Raw genomic sequence first — 15,980 nt, 5'->3', positions numbered from 1 at the left:
CCACGGCGGCCGCTTGATGGGTCGTCCGTCAGACTGCGAGATCAAAGCATGAGCAAACGCCACTTCCTCGAGTTCGAACAGCCGATCGCCGAGCTGGAATCCAAGATCGACGAGCTGCGCTTCGTGCAGAACGAGTCGGCGGTCGACATCTCGGAAGAGATCGACCGGCTGGCAGGCAAGAGCGTGCAGCTGACGAAGGAGATCTACTCCAGCCTGTCGCCGTGGCAGGTCACGCAGATCGCGCGCCATCCGCAGCGGCCCTACACGCTGGACTACGTCGCCGAGATCTTCACCGACTTCCAGGAACTGCACGGTGACCGCCACTACGCCGACGACCAGTCGATCGTCGGCGGCATGGCGCGTTTCAACGGCAACGCCTGCATGGTCATCGGCCACCAGAAGGGCCGCGACACCAAGGAGCGCACCGCGCGCAACTTCGGCATGTCGCGCCCCGAGGGCTACCGCAAGGCGCTGCGCCTGATGCAGCTGGCCGAGAAGTTCGGCCTGCCGGTCTTCACCTTCGTCGACACGCCGGGCGCCTACCCGGGCATCGGCGCCGAGGAACGCGGCCAGTCCGAGGCCATCGGCCGCAACATCTTCGAGATGGCGCGCCTGGAAGTGCCGATCATCACGACGATCATCGGCGAAGGCGGCTCCGGCGGCGCGCTGGCGATCAGCGTCGGCGACCAGGTGCTGATGCTGCAGTACTCGGTGTACTCGGTGATCTCGCCCGAAGGCTGCGCCTCCATCCTCTGGAAGACCGCCGAACGCGCCTCCGACGCCGCCGAGGCGCTGGGCATCACGGCCCATCGTCTGAAGGCGCTGGGCCTGGTCGACAAGATCGTCAACGAGCCGGTCGGCGGCGCGCATCGCGATCCCAAGTGGATGGCGGCGCAGCTCAAGCGCGGCCTCAACGACGCGCTGCGCCAGGTCGTCGACCTGAAGCCCAAGGAGCTGCTGGACCGCCGCTACGAGCGCCTGCAATCCTACGGCCGCTTCAGCGACACCAAGGAGCGCTGAACTTGCCCGCCGCGGTGGCGGTGGCCGCCAGCGGCGGCCGCGACTCCACCGCGCTGTTGCACGCCACGGCCCGCGCCGCGCGCGACCTGGGCCTCGAGGTGCACGCGCTGCACGTGCACCACGGCCTCGTGGCTTCGGCCGACCGCTGGCTCACCCAGCTTCGTGCGCAGTGCGCGCGCTGGGCGCGTGCCGGCCTGCCGGTGCACTTCCATGCGACCTGCCTGAACAGCGCTCCGGCGCGTGGCGAAAGCGTCGAGGCCTGGGCGCGGCGGGAGCGTTATGCCGCGCTCGCGGCGATGGCGAAGTCCGCCGGTTGCGATCTCGTGCTGCTGGCCCAGCACCGCCGCGACCAGGCCGAGACGCTGCTGCTGCAGGCGCTGCGTGGCGGCGGCGCCGAGGCGCTGGCGGCGATGCCGCGCCGCGCCGAGCGCGACGGCCTGGTCTGGGCCCGGCCCTGGCTGGACCGTCCGCGCGAGCAGATCGAGGCCTATCTGCGCCGCCACCGGCTGCGCTGGATCGACGACGAGAGCAACGACGACGAGGCCTTCGCGCGCAACCGTCTGCGCCGCCAGGTCTGGCCGGCGCTGCTGGCGGCCTTCCCGGACGCCGAACAGCAGCTCGCCGCGTCGGCCCGCCGCGCCGCCGAAGCGGCGGCGGCGCTGCAATCGCTGGCCGAGGCCGGACTCGCGGAGCTGGCCGACGACGGCGTTCTCGACGTCGCCGGCTGGTCGCAGCTCCCGCTGCCGCAGCAGCCGCCGGTGTTGCGTCGCTGGCTGCAGACCGTCGTTGCGCAGCCGGTGCCCGAGTCGCTGGTGCGGCGGCTGGCCGACGAACTGCCGACGGTTGGCCACGCCCGCTGGCCGGCGCCGGGCGGCGAACTGCGGCTGCACGACGGACGGCTGACTTACGCGTCGCAGCAGGCGGCCACGCTGGCGCCCGAGCCGCTGGCGCTGGACCTGTCGTCCCCGGGTGTCGTCGAGCTGCCGGCCTGGGGCGGGGCGCTCGAAGTGCAGGCCGTCGGCGAAGGCGGCGTCTCGCCGTCCTGGCTGCGTGCCGCGGAGCTGCGGCCCCGCCTGGGCGGCGAGTCCTTCCAGGTCGAGCTGCGGTCGACGCCGCGCGCGCTGAAGAAGCAGTTCCAGGCGCGCCGCGTCGCCGCCTGGGACCGGGCCGGCCCGCTGGTCTTCAACGGCGAGCAGCTCGTCTTCGTTCCCGGCCTGGGCATCGACGCGCGCTGCCTGGCCGTAGCCGGCGAGGTCCAGTTGTCGCTGGTCTGGCGGCCGGCCTGAGGTCGCCGTCATCTTGCTGCAAGGGTTGACCCGCACGGCCGGCTAAAATCGCGCGTTTTCGCTCGTTACCGATCCATGGGACTGATCGTTCACAAATACGGCGGCACGTCGATGGGCTCGACCGAGCGCATCCGCAACGTCGCCAAGCGCGTGGCCAAGTGGGCCCGCGCCGGCCACCAGATGATCGTCGTGCCGTCCGCGATGAGCGGCGAGACGAACCGTTTGCTGGGCCTGGCCAAGGAACTGCAACCGGCCACGATGACGCCCGAGGCGCTGCGTGAGCTCGACGCCATCGCCGCCACCGGCGAACAGGTCTCGGTCGGCCTGCTGGCGCTGGCGCTGCAGGCCGAGGGCCTGCCGGCGGTCAGCTACTCGGGCTGGCAGGTGCCTGTGCACACCGACACCGCCTACACCAAGGCGCGCATCAGCAGCATCGAGGACGAGCGCGTGCGCGCCGACCTCGCCGCCGGCAAGGTGGTCATCATCACCGGCTTCCAGGGCATCGACGACCTGGGCAACGTGACGACGCTGGGCCGCGGCGGCAGCGACACCTCGGCGGTGGCCGTGGCCGCGGCGCTGAAGGCCGACGAGTGCCTGATCTACACCGACGTCGACGGCGTCTACACCACCGACCCGCGCATCGTGCCCGAGGCGCGCCGCCTGGCGACCATCAGCTTCGAGGAGATGCTCGAGATGGCCAGCCTGGGCTCCAAGGTGCTGCAGATCCGCTCGGTCGAGTTCGCCGGCAAGTACCGCGTGCCGCTGCGCGTGCTGTCCAGCTTCACGCCCTGGGACATCGACATCGCCGAAGAAGCCCGCTCGGGAACGCTGATCACTTTCGAGGAAGACGAGAAGATGGAACAAGCCGTCGTGTCCGGCATCGCGTTCACGCGCGACGAAGCCAAGATCACCGTGATGGGCGTGCCCGACAAGCCCGGCATCGCCTACCAGATCCTCGGTCCGGTGGCCGATGCCAACATCGACATCGACGTCATCATCCAGAACGTCTCGCACGACGGGAAGACCGACTTCTCGTTCACCGTCAACCGCGGCGACTACCCGCGGGCGATGGACCTGCTGAAGAACCAGGTCGCCCCGGCCACCGGCGCCGCCCAGGTGATCGGCGACCCGAAGATCTGCAAGGTGTCGATCGTCGGCATCGGCATGCGCAGCCACGTCGGCGTCGCCAGCTCGATGTTCCGTGCCCTGTCCGAAGAGGGCATCAACATCATGATGATCAGCACCAGCGAGATCAAGACGAGCGTCGTGATCGCCGAGAAGTACATGGAGCTGGCGGTGCGCGCGCTGCACAAGGCCTTCGATCTCGACCAGCCTGCAGAGGGTGCTTAAAAAATCTTGAAAAGTGCGGCTACAATGCCGCCTCTTCGCTGGAGTCGTGACCGAGTGGCCGAAGGTGCTCCCCTGCTAAGGGAGTATGTGGGCAAAACCTGCATCGAGGGTTCGAATCCCTCCGACTCCGCCAGATGTGACCCCAAGTAGTTGATCTACTTGGGGTTTTTTCTTGCCTGCTCTGCAAACCTGCCATCCGACCAGCCAACCCCGGAAGTGTCTCCCCCGGCGGGTGCGCGGGAGCGTCGCAACAGGCCGTTTGAACCTTCGTCAGGCGACGGCTGCATCGAGCGTGGGACCGTCGGCCGATTTACGATCGTGCCGTGTGCAATCGGTACCTCTCCCCCGATGAATCCGCCATCGAGCGGTTCTGGCACATCGGTGGCCGGCAGCCCTGGCGGGGCGGCGAAGTGTTCCCGAGGGCGCTCGGTCCGTTCATTCGCGTAGACCGCGAGTCCACGGAGCCGGCGCGTGAGCTGGTCGTCGGCCAGTGGGGCCTCGTGCCCTGGTTCGCGAAGACCGCTCGGCTGACCTACTCGACCAACAACGCCCGCTTCGAGGAGGGCAGGCAGAAGGCCTCCTACAAGGACTCTTGGGCCAAGGGCCGGCGCTGCATCATCCCCGCGGTCTCGTTCGATGAAACGTGCTGGGAGACCGGCCGCAACGTGTGGTGGCGCTTCCGGCGCGCGGACGGCGGGCTCTGGGGCTTGGCTGGGCTCTGGAACACCTGGGCCGATCGCACCACAGGCGAGGTGGTCGAGAGCTACACGATGCTGACGCTCAACGCCGACGCGTGCCCGCTGATGAGCAGGATGCACAAGCCCGACCCGAAGCTGCCGCCGGACGAGCAGGACAAGCGCTCCGTCGTGCCGATCGAGCGCGAGGACGTCGACGCCTGGCTGTTCGGCACGGCGGCCGAGGCCGCGTCCCTGGTCCGCCTGGCCAGCGTGGACGTGTTCGGTGCCGGGCCTGCGGCGTAGGGCGCCGGGACGGTTGCTCCTCGCCGAATGGCGCGCGTCCAGGTGCCAATGGCACCCACTGTCCCGGCGCCGGGCGATCCTGAAGCCGCAGCGATCCCTGAGCATCACGCTTGCGGGGGGCCCCATCACGCGGGGTGCGCGACGCGCGGCCGCCGCCAGGCCGTCCGGCGGTCGGTGGACCTTCGCGCTGCTGCCTTACGCCGGGCCCGCGCCGGCCGCCGCAGAATCTGGGGTCGTCCTCTCGAAGACAGCGAACCGATGGCTATCGTGCTCCCAGGTGTGTCCAGGTGCCCCCTCTGTGAGCGGGTGATCGAAGAAGATCAGGCCATCGTGGCCACGACGCACTTCATCGCCTCGGAAGACCATCCCCTCTGGAAGTACTCCGACGCGGCGATGCACCGGGGGTGCTTCGAGGCGTGGGATCAGCGCCAGTTCTTCGTCGACGAGTACAACCGCCTCTTCGGCTCCGCCGTCCTCCTGAGCAGCTTCAAGCACCCGATGGACGACGACGGCAACGTGACCACCGTCAGCGTGCACAACTGAGCCTCTCGGTCGCTCCAGCGGCGCCCTGCGCGCGCTGAAGGCTCCATGCCAATCGCCGCTGCTGTCCTCTCCTGCCTGATCGTCGGCACCACCGATGGCGACACGCTCACCGCGCGCTGCGACGCGGCTGCAGGCCAGCTCGAGCAGACGATCCGCGTGCGCCTGGCCGAGATCGACGCGCCCGAGAAGGCCCAGCCCTTCGGCGAACGATCGCGCCAGCGCCTGGCGCAGATCTGCTTCCGCCAGCGCGCGGAGGTGGCCCCGCTGCCTGGATCAGCCGGCCTCGACCGCTACGGCCGCACCGTGGCGCGCGTGACCTGCTCCGGCGTCGACGCGAACGCCGACCAGGTGCGCGCCGGCATGGCCTGGGTGTTCGACCGCTACGCCCGCGACTTGACGCTGTACGACCTCCAGGCCGCGGCGCGCCGGGCTCGTGTCGGCCTCTGGGCGGACGCCGAGCCGGTCACCCCCTGGCAGTGGCGTGCGGATCGCCGCGCCGGCCGCGAGCGGCCGTAGAGGCGGCGGGGGCTTGGAACCGTCCCGCGTCTCTGGCGGCCCGGGCTCATCGTCGCTACCCGCCTCGCGCTCCCAATAGGCGCAGCCATGGGCAGGCATCGACTGGATGTGCACGGCGCTGCGGCGGATGCAGCGGGCAGAGGCGCCGGCAGCGCGCATCTCGCCAAAGTGCTGGCAGTGCCAGCAGGGCTGGGCCCGGAGGGCCGGCATTCTGAAGTGCATGGCAGCAGCATCGCGCGGCGGTGGCTCATGGCGAGACACCTCAAGCAACGAGTCGGCATATCGCAGCCCGGCACGGCGGCAGGTTGCCCCATCATCGGCGACCCGGGCATCATCCGCGCAAACAGGCGAACGAGAGCATGGACACATCCGAGGCCCCGCACTCCCTCCCCGTCCCGCGGAAGGGCCAGACCGTGAATGACCCGGGCGTGGCCCAGATCGTCGCGCCTGCGCCCTACGTCCGGATCCCCCTGGCGTCGCGGATCACTGGCTACACCGAGAAGGCGATCCGCCGGAAGATCGCCGAAGGTGTTTGGCGCGTCGGGAAGGAGTACCGGAAGGCGCCCGACGGCTCGGTACTCATCAGCATCGCCGGCTACGCTCGGTGGGTTGAGACCGAGAAGAGGCGCTGAAGCTGGCGAACTGCTCCGCCCACGCGCGCGCCGCGGCGGCCGGGTTGCTGAAGTCGGGCAGTGCGGCGACCTGGCGCACGCCGGCGGCCTGCTCCTCCAGCTCCTGCCAGCGGTCGATGATCCTCGCGCGAAGCGGGATGCTGTACCCCGCGATGAGGATCAGCGTCTCGCGCTTCGGCAGCCGGAAGATGGGGTAGTTCTGGCCGTTCTGCTCGTTGGCGTGGGTGTCCTGAAAACTCAGGAGACCCCCTTCGCCGTGCAACTCGACCAGCATCTTGCGGATGTCGGCCATCACGTTGTCGTGGCGCTTTCCCGTCAGCTGCGCGATCTCACGGCTCGACATGGTCAGCGGTACACCGGCGCCACTGGAGAGCGCCAACTTACCTGCGCCGGGCAGCGCGTCGTTCGCGACATTCTTCGCCCGCGCCGCGGCGGGTACCGGCACGGTGGTGTCCACCAGCGGGAGCTGGCGGTGCGGCCGTCGATGCGGCGCCGCCGGCACGCGCAGCTCGGCGATGGCCGCGTCGACGATCTGCTCGGCGGCCTCTAGCGCGCCGGCGAAGCGAGTGGCCGGGATCGACTCGACGTAGTTCACGCCGAAACGCCGCGCCAGGTCGGCCTTGGCGCGTTCGAGGAACTTCCCGCGCTGGCCTTCGGGCATCGCGGCATGGCCGCGAAGGAGGCGGGACTGCAGCGCAGCGCGCTGGCGGTCGTTGATGACCTAGATCTGGGCTTCACGCATGGTGGGCGCCTTCGGTGCCGGGCCGGTGCGGGTTGGTGGTGGAGCTGGCGTCGGTCTTGGGCTCACGACCACGCTTCCGCTGCAGCAGACGGCTCTTGAACGCTTGGAATGCGCCGTCCTGGCTCGCCTTCGAGAGGCCGTACCAGAAGGTGGCGGCTTCGCGCTGTCCATTGGGCGACTGGCGGCGCATCTCTGCTTCGATTTCGCGCTGCTTCAAGAGGATGGCGCGGCCCGCGGGACCGGGCAAAGCGGCGTCGCGGCACGACACGCACCACCAGTCGAGGTCGGGGTGGTTCCGGCGGGGGCCCTTCAGACCGTTGGGCAGCGCGCGGCTGAGCTCGAACTTGCAACGACCGGACCGCCAACGGTACGCCCCGGTTCCTTCAGGCCAAATAGCATCCGCAGGGACCTTGATCCCATCGGCTTCGAGTTGCGCACGGCTGCCGGTGATCTCCCAGCACCAGCAGGGTTCGATGATCACCTTCTGCTCGCGCTCGGCGGGCTGTTCGGTGGGGGGAACTGCGGCGGCGCGCGCCTGGGTGTGACGGTCGAGCATGGAACGCTCCTTTTCGAGACGTTGAGAACGTCTTGCCGGAGCGTTTCGACACGCGCCAGGCAAGATGGCCGAGAGGTTCGAAACCTGGGAAAAGCCAGGCGGGCGTATTCCCCATCGCTGGGTTTTGTATTTCGAGGAGGTTCGCTCCCCCGCCACAGGTTGCCCCGTGACAACCGCCCTCTCGGCCATCCAAAAATGAATGGCACGGACGCAAAAAAGCCGCGTGACTGACGGGTGCGGCCTCCGCTTTTCCTTGGGGTTTCGACGCCCCACCTCTTTCGAGGCGATGAAACTGTGCCAGAGGATGGCCGGAGCTGTCAACGCGACGCCGCGAACGCTGGGCCAATGCGTAGACTGCCGGGGAACCATGCGCCGAGGCGCGCTCCGCGTTCTTCAGGCGTGCTCACGGAGGAAGCGATGAACGAAGCAGGCCAGGGCTCCCCCTGCCGCGATGCCGTGTTCCCGAGCGTGATCCTGTCGACCGAGGAGATCGCCGCCTTGACCGGCTTCCGTCAGCCGGCGAAGCAGCTCAAGGAGTTGCACAAGCACGGGTTCTGGAGGGCGCGACGCCTTCCGACTGGCGCCATCATCCTCGAGCGAGCCCACTACGAGGCGGTCTGCCGAGGGCACTTAGGCAGTCCGAACTCTGCCGAGGAGGCGAGGCAACGAGAGGCGCACGAAGCCGAAGTCGCGGGTGCGCTTGCGTTCCAGCGCTGGGCGGAACGGCGGAGCCTGCGACTGGAGCAACGTGCTGCCGAGCGCGCTCGAAAGGCTGAAGAGCGAGCCGCAGAGAGTGCCCGCAAGGCGGAGCAGCGTGCCCGCAAGGCGTCCCAGAAGGCGCAAGGCGGCGGGCCACGTACGCCCAGCCCCTGACCCACGGCCCTGGGCAGTCCAGACGCCTGGCCGCCGCCCAACGGTCAGTCGAAGTGCCGGCGGAACGAGCGCGCGAGTCGGTCAACCGTCCCTTGAGGTCCGGCGAGGCTCCGGCGTTGACCGCCCGTTCTCGCCGGGAGGCTTGGGGTCGGCTCGAGCGTCGGCACCACCCCAGGATCCATCGAGCGCGCGTAGACGAAGCGGGCCGCCGACCCGGGAGGCCGCCGTTGGTTGACCATGTGCGCGGGCGCCGGAAAGGGGCCCGACCTGGTGAGGAGACCGGTCAGAACATGCGACGCGCGCACCGCGCCCGCCCCGATGCAGACCGCGGCGCCGCCCCTCGTACAAGAAGGACCTCACATGAACGACCGCATCAAGTCGGACGCCTCCGGCCTGCTCGTTGGCACCCAAATCGACACCACCGCCGAGGAAGACAGCGAGCTGCTCGGTGACATCCGGGACACCACCGGAAAGATCCTCGACGTCCTGCAGCGCCGCCCCGATCGCCAGGGCGCCTCCAACCGTCCGGTGGTCACCCCAGCTCCGCGCTCGGCTGACCGCGCTTCGCGTGCCCCGTCGGCTGACTCCCCCACGGTGCCCCGCAAGATCGCCACGCCTGTTCCGCGCTCCGAACGAACGTGGAACTCCCGAAACCTCACTCGTGGTGAAGATGGTCGATTCGCACCGCGCCGAGGTGCTGACACCTCCAGCGGTGCCGACTCGCGCTCGGCCGCTGCAGTAGCGCGGTCCGCAGATCAGATGGCACGCACCGCGGAGGCGGCGCGCAAGGACGCCAAGGCCGACGCGCGGCGCGACCGGGCGCGCGACGCCCGTGGGCGGTTCGGCAGCGGCGCCGAAAAGTCCGATGGTTCCGGCGTCGTGGCGACTGCCGGCCGGCTTGCAACCGGCATCACCTCCGGCGCCAGCGCCGCCGTCACCGGCGCCGAACGAATCGACCCCATCATCGGCGCCGCGGCCGAGGTGCGCGATGTCGTCGCTCCGCTGGGCCGCGCCGCGAGCTACTTCTCCGGCCGGCGCCGCGAGCGTGACGACCCCAGCGTGCCCTGGCTGCGCAAGCTCTGGCGCGAGATCCGCGGCGCGCGCCGCGATGACGCTGCGGCGGCGCGTGCGACGCACCGAGGGCTGAAGGACGTCAAGGATGCGGCCGGAGCTGCGCGCGGCGAGGGCGGCGGCGGGCTCCTGGGCATGCTGGTCAGCCTGGCACCGGCAGTGGCCAGCATCGCCAGCGTGGCGGGGAAGGTCGTGGCCGTGGTGGCGGGCCTGCGTGCCGCACTGGCGAAGCTGCCGCTCATCGGCCCTGCGCTGGCCAGTGCCGGGGACGCAGACCCAGCGAAGGCTGCGACGCCGAAGCCCGGCGGTCTGCGCGGGTTACTCGGGAAGCTGCCGCTGATCGGCACGATCGCCACGGCTGCGCTGGCCCTGGCGGAAGACCGCAGAATCGCGAACGACGCCGGCTTGACCGACGACGAGCGTGCACGAAAGCGGGCCGAGAACGTGGGCGGCTTCACGGGGGCCGTCGGAGGCGCTTCCGCCGGCGCTGCGTTCGGCACGATGATCGCGCCAGGCCCTGGCACCGTGGTCGGCGGTGTCCTCGGGGCCTACCTCGGCAGCAAGGCCGGCGAGAAGGCTGGCCAGCTCGGCTGGGTCAGCGAGCGCTTCGAGTCAGGCAACCGGGGTGTCGGCACGATCTCGAACGGCAGAGGCGACCGCGGCGGTATCAGCTACGGCAAGCACCAGCTCGCGACGAACACAGGGACGATGGCCGAGTTCCTGCGGTGGGCCCCGCAGTACGGCGCGCAGTTCGCCGGGCTGACGCCGGGAACGCCCGACTTCAACGCCAAGTACCGTCAGGTCGTTGAGCGCGATGAACAGGGCTTCGGCGACGCACAACGGCGGTTCATGATCGCCACGCACTACGAGCCGGAGATGGCGAAGCTGAAGGCCGCGGGCTTCGACCTGTCCGGCCGTGGTGCATCGGTTCGGGAAGCGGTGTTCTCGACCGCGACGCAGTTCGGAGGCGATGCCTCGAAGATCATCGCCGCCTCGCTGAAGGGGCGCGATCTCGCAGGCATGACCGACGCGCAGATCACCGACGCGATCCAGGACCGCAAGATCCAGTTCAACGACGCCTACTTCCGCAGCAGCAGCCCGGCAGTGCGGGCCAGCCAGCTCCAGCGGGCGACGTCGGAGAAGATGCTGCTGCGTCAGGCCGCAGCGGTCGCCGGTGCCGCAGGGGCGCCGACGGCGGCCGTAGCGCCGCGAGTTGCATCTCCCGTGGCGGTCACCGGAGCCATGGCCGCCACCGTGCCGCGTGTGCCTGCCGTGGCGGCGGTTCCGCCTGCACCAGCGGCAGAACCGATCCCGGAGCGTGTCAGCAGCTCGGCGTCGGCTCCGACCACGGTCGTCGCCCAGGCCCCGCTGACACAGGACGTGCGCGACAGGTCGATCGCTCACATCTGTTGCGGCGGCATCGGGGCACCGACGACCTACTATCGCTGACGGTCAGCCGACTCGAATCCACGGCGACATCCGACGTTGCGGTCGCCTTCACGCCGGGTCGTCGACGCCGACTCGTTCCTCCGTCGTCTCAATCCGCACTGAGGCCAGGTCGCGGATGACCTGACGCGCTACCTCGTTCTCTATCGCTTCCGTGTTCCCGTTCAGCGGGTCGAAGCTGTGCAGGCTGTCGAGGTCCCAGAGCTCGGCGTGCTCGTTCCACTCGTCTGGCTGACGAGACATCCAAGCATCAAGCGCTGTCGTCGATCGAGCGCTGCGAACGCGCGGCGGGCCGCCATCTGGAGCTCACAGACCAGGGTCTCGAACAGCAGGTGGCCGCCGGCCTGAACGATCATGGCCGCCTCGACCCACGCCGTCGCGGCATCAGGCTCCAGTCCGGAGCCCGGCTGCTCCTTCAGTTCGCGGCCAACAGCCGCCACGCACGCATCGAACGCGTCGCCCGCCACGGAAGGCAGCAGGCCGCCTACGAGGTCGGCGAGGAACACGGCGCGCCGGCGCTCCCGATCGAAGTCACGGGCCTCGACCCAGAGTTCGGGGTCGGGCCTGCGGTCGAATGCCGCCTGCGCCTCCGGTCCGCCTTCCCAGACCAACGTCATCGACATCTCGCCATCGCTCCCTTATCGGCAGAAGTTGCGGCCCCGCGTGAGCCTCCGCCGACGGCTCACGAGATGCCAGATTCCTCGCCTGATCCTCGCCTGATCCTTACCCGGTTCATTGCGAACCGGGCCCGCGCGAATGCGGGGCGGCATCCCCACAAGGAGCGAGTCAGGGCGTCTCAAGCGGCCAAGTCGGGGGCGCAAGGCCGGATCCGTCGGGAGCGGTCACCTGGCGCCGCAGGGCGCGGTCCAGCACCCCGCCTACAGGTCGCGGAGATCGCCGGCTGCAGCACGCCGGCAGTCGAAGTCCGGCATGGGCCTGAGCTTCACCTGGCCATCCAACAGCGGCGGTCGCCGACGGGCGCGTGTTGCCTCGAGCATGCGTGCTGTGGCGTGCCCACGGATGAGCGTGCGCCACACCGCCGTCGACATCGCCGCGTCGAGGTCGACGGGGATGCGCGGCGAGCGACGACGCAGCTCGGCCAAGGAAGCGGCGAGCTGGTCGCGCGACAACGCAGGGGCGCGGTCGGTGGGCATGCCTATGCGCCTTGCGCGGGCTGCTCGCCGGCCGAATCAAGCCACCGCGCGATGTCTTCGCGGCGGAACCGCCGACCGCGGAGCCCGGTGATCACCACCGGCTCCGGGAACCTCCCGGCAGCATTCAGGCGGCGCAGCGTCCGGCTGGACAGCCCGATGACAGCCGCGGCCTCAGTCCACGTCAGAAGGTGCCCCGTCGAGGCGATCAGGGGCGCGCCCGTGCCGATGGCGGCGTGCTTGTGCATCGCGGCTACTCCACGTCTTCCGGGTCCGGAAACGCCGAGAGGGGGATGCCTCCCCACGGCGCTGATCCGAGTTCGCGTGCCCTCTGCTCGAGCTCCGCTCGCAACGATGGATCCAGGCGGTCGAGCCGCATGTGCGCATCACAGAGGAACCCGTTGAGTGCTTGGATGCATCGCGCTGCCCCGGCCACGTTGTTCGCGTGCTGGCCAAGCTTGTCGGCATAGGCGCGATAGACGACAGGGTCTGTGAAGGGCTGTGGGCGGGGGGCGGGCCTACCCTTGGCAGCCTGTTCCTCGATCGCGTCGAACTTCCAGATCAGAGAGTAGGCGGCGCGCTCGTAGAGCTCCTTGTCGATCTGGCCATCGGTCGCAGTAGTGGCAACGCGCCTGGGTGACGTCGTCATGTGATCGTGCTTTCAGCCGGTTACGCGATGTGGCCGCTGGCCTTGCCCTGCTCGTAGCGGAGGCGGTGACGCTCCTCGACCGCGGTTCGCATGCTCTCGTCGAGTTGCTCCACCCGCCGCAGCGGATCACGAAGGAAAGCTTGGAGGACGCTGGACACTCGCGAGGCCTCCTCGATGCGCTCTTCGGTTTGCGCGCGCTGGGCGGCGCTCTTCTCGGCCACGATGCGGTCGATCTCCTCGCTCGGAACGCCGGCCTCCCGAAGGACCTCGCGCATGTACTTCTCGCCGGCGTCGATCACGTCCAGCACCGTCTTCTTCAGCGCGGCGAGCTCTACTTCGGCCGCGAACATGAGTTCGGTGGCGGCAAGGTCCAGCGCATTGCGACGCGTCGCGTCCTCGCGGCGCAGCTCATCCAAGGCACGCCGTTCGCTCACCAGTTCGTGGCGCAGCGCCTCCGCGTCGGTGACCAGGCGGCGCAGCCAGCTCTCGCCGTCGTCCATCAGCGCTGCGCGCAGCAGCAGGTCGTTCGGCTCCAGTCGCGACACCAACGTGCGGAGACGGCTGATCGCACTGCAAGCCAACTGGCGGATATCGGCGCTCTGTCCGAGGAGCAGCGCGGGCGCTTGCGCGGGGAGTGGGCCAAGGGGCCCGAGGTTCAGGTTCATGATCGGTCCTTTGAGTCGGCAGCACGGGACTCCGTGTGACTGCACTAGCCATGCTGGGCGCTCTCCAGAACCGGCGGAGACGGTCTTACCGACCGCTGCATCTCATGTCGGACCCACCCTGCGGAGCGCATGCACAGGTGAAGCCGCGGCCGCACCTGCGTTCTTGACACGGCTCGCCGGTTGGCCCGATGATCTAAGCCACGCTGGTGACGCGCGAAGCGAGAAGGTTCCGAACCCTCGCCGTTGGAAGTCGTCACAGGAAGCAGCCCCTCTCGGGGCTGTTTTCCTTTCCGGGCCGCCTGCTGCGTGCATGCTGATCAACCGCGGTCTGGTGCACGGGAGCGACGCGCGCGCCGCGGCGACCGGGTTGCTGAAGTCGGGCAGCGCGGCGACCTGGCCGCGCCTCGTTGGCGACGTTCTGCGCTCCGGCGGAGCTCGGACGTCGCCCTGTCGGGCGCGCTCAGAGGTCGCCAGCCGGTTCCCTGCCCCCTGCTGCCTCTGCCGCGATCGTCTGGCCGCGCGCGCGGGCGCGCTCACCCGCCTCTCGCGACCGACGCATCGCGTCGTCGTAGATCGCGTCCAGTTCCGCGAGGTCAACGGCAAGGTGCACGTCCCGTGAGTTGTCGGCTTCGAAGAAGCCGACATGCCGGGCCACCTGCATCAGCGCATGGTCACGGTCGGCGAGCTTCACCTCGATGCCGTCCTTCGTCTCCTTCACGCCATCGAAGAGCGCCAGCGCGCCGACGCTGTAGGTGCTGGAGTCGCGGAGCCGCACGCGCGCTTCGCCGTCTCCGCCGCAACTCGGGCAGTCGGCGTTCGGTGTCAGCGATCGCGAGTAGCCGCCACCACCGCGCTCGTCGAACGGGCCCGGGGCGTCCTTGCTGGCGGCGATGCACGCCGTGCGCAGCTCAGCATGCCGGGCCCTGGCGTCCTCGAGTTCGCCGTCGGTGAACTGCCGGCGGTGGCCAGCACCCCAGCAGTACCGGCACGCCGATACCCGGACCTCGGTCAGCTCACGAGGATCGGCGCGCAGCCGGGCCAGGTACTCCCTCAGGACCAGGGCGACGTCCACCTCGTTGGCTTTCGCCGCGACGGCCATGAGGTGGAGCACGCGCTCGCGAACGTGGGCCTCGCTGGCCAACCGGTGAGCACGCGACCAGACCGTCTTGCGCTGCCAGGTGCGCGAGCGGGGGAACGCCTCGAGGTAGGCCTCGGTCTGGTTCCTGCCCTTGGCGAGGAGCGTTGCGAACGCCTCTTCACGGGGCCGCAGAAGCTCTTCGGTGGGCACGCCGGCGCGTTCGCCAGCGGGGGGCGCTGGCTGACTGCCTGGGGGTTCTCGTTCCGGCAACGCCACTCCCGTGGCTGCCTTGCGCGCGGTGTTCTTCATTCGCCTCTTGCGGCTGGCGCCGCGTTCGTGTCGTGTTGTGCAGGAGCATTGCCTGCGCGCGCCAGCCGCCCGCGCAGGCCTTTCCGCACGACGCGAGGGCGGATGGCATCGTCGGGGAGTAGTTACGCGACCGCCCGAGTAACTTACTCCCGCTGCGCCTGTTGCGCGCGTGGGCGCGCACGCAAGGAGGGGGCAAAGCAGGCGGTTCAGCGGAAGGAAACCAGCCCGCTGCCCCGCATCAGTGGTAGCTCTCCGGCGGGCCTCAGCCGCCTTACGTCAGTGGCTCCGTGCGTCACTGGTGGTGCCTTCATCGTCGTCATCCTCGTGCTCGGGGACGTTGTCCATGCTGCCGGGACCGGGCGGCAGCCAACGAAGGTACCGGTCGAGGTCCAGGCCACCAGCGGCCTCCAGCACGCCGCCAAGGCCACGCTGGCGCATCAGGCGCTCACCCCGCTCCAGCGCCGCCAGTTCGTTCTGCGCAGCTCCGGCTGCATCGCTGAGCGCCTGCACCAGCGACGCCCCGCCGCGCACCTCCTCGTCGAAGTTCGGTGACAGCGTCCGAACTCGCTCCAGGCACTCTTGCGCCAGAAGCACCAGGCTCGCGAACTGGCGCAGCCTGACCGCGCTCGGGCCGAGCGTCCGCACCAGGTCGACCGATGCCGACGTCATCGCCTCGATGACCCGGCGAAGATCCGCAGACACGCCGGCGGCGAGCTGCCGCTGGATGCCGAGAGCAGGGTCGCGATCGGAGTCGGGCACCAGGCCGCAGAGGAAATCCATCGTGGTGCCGTACAGATCGGTGCACTGCAGCAGCACGCCCAGGGGCGGCATGCGCTGCCCGGACTCCATCAGGGAGAGCTGCACCGGCTGGCTGTAGCCGAGGCGGTGCGCGGCCTCGGTCTGCGTCAGCCCGGCGTCCTCACGGGCCTCAGCCAGGCGCCGCCCCCATGCACGCTTCTCGTCGTTCGGCGTGTCGTAGGCGGTCTTCCCTTTGCGGCGCTTGCGATGCGGCGGCCGCGGCGCCTGCGCGACTTCCTGAGGCGTGGGCTGGTCTTGTGCCGGGATGCCCCAGTCGGACGGGGACAGCTCGTGGTCGCGTTGCTGCATGTCGGT

At 69.6% G+C, this 15,980-nt stretch carries 18 protein-coding genes and 1 tRNA gene; 10 read left to right on the top strand and 9 right to left on the bottom strand.

Translation table 11 applies throughout. The features are described 5' to 3' along the window. Nucleotides 1–48 precede the first annotated feature (48 nt). The 8 genes from EV684_RS10170 to EV684_RS10135 all read left to right on the top strand — a co-directional run bounded on the left by EV684_RS10170 (nt 49) and on the right by EV684_RS10135 (nt 6,327). Entirely contained in the window at nt 49–1,020 is a 972-nt protein-coding gene (locus EV684_RS10170; RefSeq protein ID WP_132646788.1) for an acetyl-CoA carboxylase carboxyltransferase subunit alpha, read from the top strand. 2 nt (nt 1,021–1,022) lie between these two features. Further along, nucleotides 1,023–2,306, top strand: a complete 1,284-nt coding sequence (gene tilS / locus EV684_RS10165; protein WP_132646786.1) for a tRNA lysidine(34) synthetase TilS — start codon at nt 1,023–1,025, stop codon at nt 2,304–2,306. A gap of 75 nt (nt 2,307–2,381) precedes the next feature. Next, nucleotides 2,382–3,656 (top strand): aspartate kinase, encoded by a 1,275-nt coding sequence (locus tag EV684_RS10160; RefSeq protein WP_132646784.1) that lies wholly within the window; start codon nt 2,382–2,384, stop codon nt 3,654–3,656. A gap of 40 nt (nt 3,657–3,696) precedes the next feature. Next, nucleotides 3,697–3,789: transfer RNA gene (locus EV684_RS10155), tRNA-Ser, on the top strand. Nucleotides 3,790–3,979: 190 nt separating this feature from the next. Then, a complete protein-coding gene (locus EV684_RS10150; RefSeq protein WP_132646782.1) occupies nt 3,980–4,636 on the top strand; it encodes an SOS response-associated peptidase in 657 nt (218 codons plus the stop codon). 306 nt (nt 4,637–4,942) lie between these two features. Beyond that, nucleotides 4,943–5,179, top strand: coding sequence for a hypothetical protein (locus tag EV684_RS10145; protein WP_132646780.1), 237 nt, complete (start codon nt 4,943–4,945; stop codon nt 5,177–5,179). 45 nt (nt 5,180–5,224) lie between these two features. Further along, complete coding sequence (locus EV684_RS10140) at nt 5,225–5,695, top strand: thermonuclease family protein (RefSeq protein ID WP_132646778.1); 471 nt, start codon at nt 5,225–5,227, stop codon at nt 5,693–5,695. Nucleotides 5,696–6,054: 359 nt separating this feature from the next. Next, on the top strand, nt 6,055–6,327 hold the full coding sequence (locus EV684_RS10135; protein WP_310733555.1) for an excisionase: 273 nt from the start codon (nt 6,055–6,057) through the stop codon (nt 6,325–6,327). Here the strand turns inward: EV684_RS10135 and EV684_RS24180 are convergent. Both EV684_RS24180 and EV684_RS10125 read right to left on the bottom strand, forming a co-directional pair. Continuing rightward, nucleotides 6,278–6,988, bottom strand: a complete 711-nt coding sequence (locus EV684_RS24180; RefSeq protein ID WP_200222397.1) for a Rha family transcriptional regulator — start codon at nt 6,986–6,988, stop codon at nt 6,278–6,280. The two genes, EV684_RS10135 and EV684_RS24180, sit on opposite strands and share 50 nt — an antisense overlap. Before the next feature lie 73 nt (nt 6,989–7,061). Then, nucleotides 7,062–7,625, bottom strand: a complete 564-nt coding sequence (locus EV684_RS10125; protein WP_132646776.1) for a hypothetical protein — start codon at nt 7,623–7,625, stop codon at nt 7,062–7,064. Nucleotides 7,626–8,042: 417 nt separating this feature from the next. On the opposite strand from EV684_RS10125, the gene EV684_RS24175 reads away from it, so the two are divergent. Together EV684_RS24175 and EV684_RS10115 are read left to right on the top strand one after the other, a co-directional pair. Next, entirely contained in the window at nt 8,043–8,498 is a 456-nt protein-coding gene (locus tag EV684_RS24175) for a DUF4224 domain-containing protein (RefSeq protein WP_207184542.1), read from the top strand. Between the two features lie 360 nt (nt 8,499–8,858). Continuing rightward, nucleotides 8,859–11,018 (top strand): VgrG-related protein, encoded by a 2,160-nt coding sequence (locus tag EV684_RS10115; protein WP_132646774.1) that lies wholly within the window; start codon nt 8,859–8,861, stop codon nt 11,016–11,018. 161 nt (nt 11,019–11,179) lie between these two features. Here the strand turns inward: EV684_RS10115 and EV684_RS10110 are convergent, their stop codons facing one another. The 7 genes from EV684_RS10110 to EV684_RS10080 form a co-directional block, all read right to left on the bottom strand. After that, nucleotides 11,180–11,638 (bottom strand): hypothetical protein, encoded by a 459-nt coding sequence (locus tag EV684_RS10110; RefSeq protein WP_132646772.1) that lies wholly within the window; start codon nt 11,636–11,638, stop codon nt 11,180–11,182. A gap of 255 nt (nt 11,639–11,893) precedes the next feature. Then, nucleotides 11,894–12,169: a hypothetical protein gene (locus EV684_RS10105; RefSeq protein WP_132646770.1), complete on the bottom strand. Its 276-nt coding sequence runs from the start codon at nt 12,167–12,169 to the stop codon at nt 11,894–11,896. A 2-nt stretch (nt 12,170–12,171) separates the two neighbouring features. Then, nucleotides 12,172–12,414 carry a helix-turn-helix transcriptional regulator gene (locus tag EV684_RS10100; protein ID WP_132646768.1) on the bottom strand — a complete coding sequence of 81 codons (243 nt, stop codon included), beginning with the start codon at nt 12,412–12,414 and terminating at the stop codon, nt 12,172–12,174. 5 nt (nt 12,415–12,419) lie between these two features. After that, nucleotides 12,420–12,815: a hypothetical protein gene (locus EV684_RS10095; RefSeq protein ID WP_132646766.1), complete on the bottom strand. Its 396-nt coding sequence runs from the start codon at nt 12,813–12,815 to the stop codon at nt 12,420–12,422. Between the two features lie 20 nt (nt 12,816–12,835). After that, the gene (locus EV684_RS10090) at nt 12,836–13,480 is read right to left on the bottom strand and encodes a hypothetical protein (RefSeq protein WP_132646764.1); all 645 of its coding nucleotides are present in this window, start codon (nt 13,478–13,480) and stop codon (nt 12,836–12,838) included. A 460-nt stretch (nt 13,481–13,940) separates the two neighbouring features. Beyond that, the gene (locus EV684_RS10085) at nt 13,941–14,867 is read right to left on the bottom strand and encodes a terminase small subunit (RefSeq protein WP_132646762.1); all 927 of its coding nucleotides are present in this window, start codon (nt 14,865–14,867) and stop codon (nt 13,941–13,943) included. A gap of 276 nt (nt 14,868–15,143) precedes the next feature. After that, a complete protein-coding gene (locus tag EV684_RS10080) occupies nt 15,144–15,974 on the bottom strand; it encodes a helix-turn-helix domain-containing protein (protein ID WP_132646760.1) in 831 nt (276 codons plus the stop codon). Nucleotides 15,975–15,980: the final 6 nt, after the last annotated feature.

The sequence above is a fragment of the Rubrivivax gelatinosus genome (assembly GCF_004340905.1).
GTDB classification, from domain to species: Bacteria; Pseudomonadota; Gammaproteobacteria; order Burkholderiales; family Burkholderiaceae_C; genus Rubrivivax; species Rubrivivax gelatinosus.
This window is presented reverse-complemented; position numbering and strand designations above follow the sequence as displayed.

Bases quoted from the DNA above. Each gene is read 5' to 3' on its own strand.
- EV684_RS10110 (WP_132646772.1), bottom strand. From the start codon at position 11,638: ATGTCGATGACGTTGGTCTGGGAAGGCGGACCGGAGGCGCAGGCGGCA.
- EV684_RS10095 (WP_132646766.1), bottom strand. From the start codon at position 12,815: ATGACGACGTCACCCAGGCGCGTTGCCACTACTGCGACCGATGGCCAG.
- EV684_RS24175 (WP_207184542.1), top strand. From the start codon at position 8,043: ATGAACGAAGCAGGCCAGGGCTCCCCCTGCCGCGATGCCGTGTTCCCG.
- EV684_RS10090 (WP_132646764.1), bottom strand. From the start codon at position 13,480: ATGAACCTGAACCTCGGGCCCCTTGGCCCACTCCCCGCGCAAGCGCCC.
- EV684_RS10170 (WP_132646788.1), top strand. From the start codon at position 49: ATGAGCAAACGCCACTTCCTCGAGTTCGAACAGCCGATCGCCGAGCTG.
- EV684_RS10125 (WP_132646776.1), bottom strand. From the start codon at position 7,625: ATGCTCGACCGTCACACCCAGGCGCGCGCCGCCGCAGTTCCCCCCACC.
- EV684_RS10105 (WP_132646770.1), bottom strand. From the start codon at position 12,169: ATGCCCACCGACCGCGCCCCTGCGTTGTCGCGCGACCAGCTCGCCGCT.
- EV684_RS10085 (WP_132646762.1), bottom strand. From the start codon at position 14,867: ATGAAGAACACCGCGCGCAAGGCAGCCACGGGAGTGGCGTTGCCGGAA.
- EV684_RS24180 (WP_200222397.1), bottom strand. From the start codon at position 6,988: ATGCCCGAAGGCCAGCGCGGGAAGTTCCTCGAACGCGCCAAGGCCGAC.
- EV684_RS10135 (WP_310733555.1), top strand. From the start codon at position 6,055: ATGGACACATCCGAGGCCCCGCACTCCCTCCCCGTCCCGCGGAAGGGC.
- EV684_RS10140 (WP_132646778.1), top strand. From the start codon at position 5,225: ATGCCAATCGCCGCTGCTGTCCTCTCCTGCCTGATCGTCGGCACCACC.
- EV684_RS10115 (WP_132646774.1), top strand. From the start codon at position 8,859: ATGAACGACCGCATCAAGTCGGACGCCTCCGGCCTGCTCGTTGGCACC.
- EV684_RS10080 (WP_132646760.1), bottom strand. From the start codon at position 15,974: ATGCAGCAACGCGACCACGAGCTGTCCCCGTCCGACTGGGGCATCCCG.
- EV684_RS10100 (WP_132646768.1), bottom strand. From the start codon at position 12,414: ATGCACAAGCACGCCGCCATCGGCACGGGCGCGCCCCTGATCGCCTCG.
- EV684_RS10160 (WP_132646784.1), top strand. From the start codon at position 2,382: ATGGGACTGATCGTTCACAAATACGGCGGCACGTCGATGGGCTCGACC.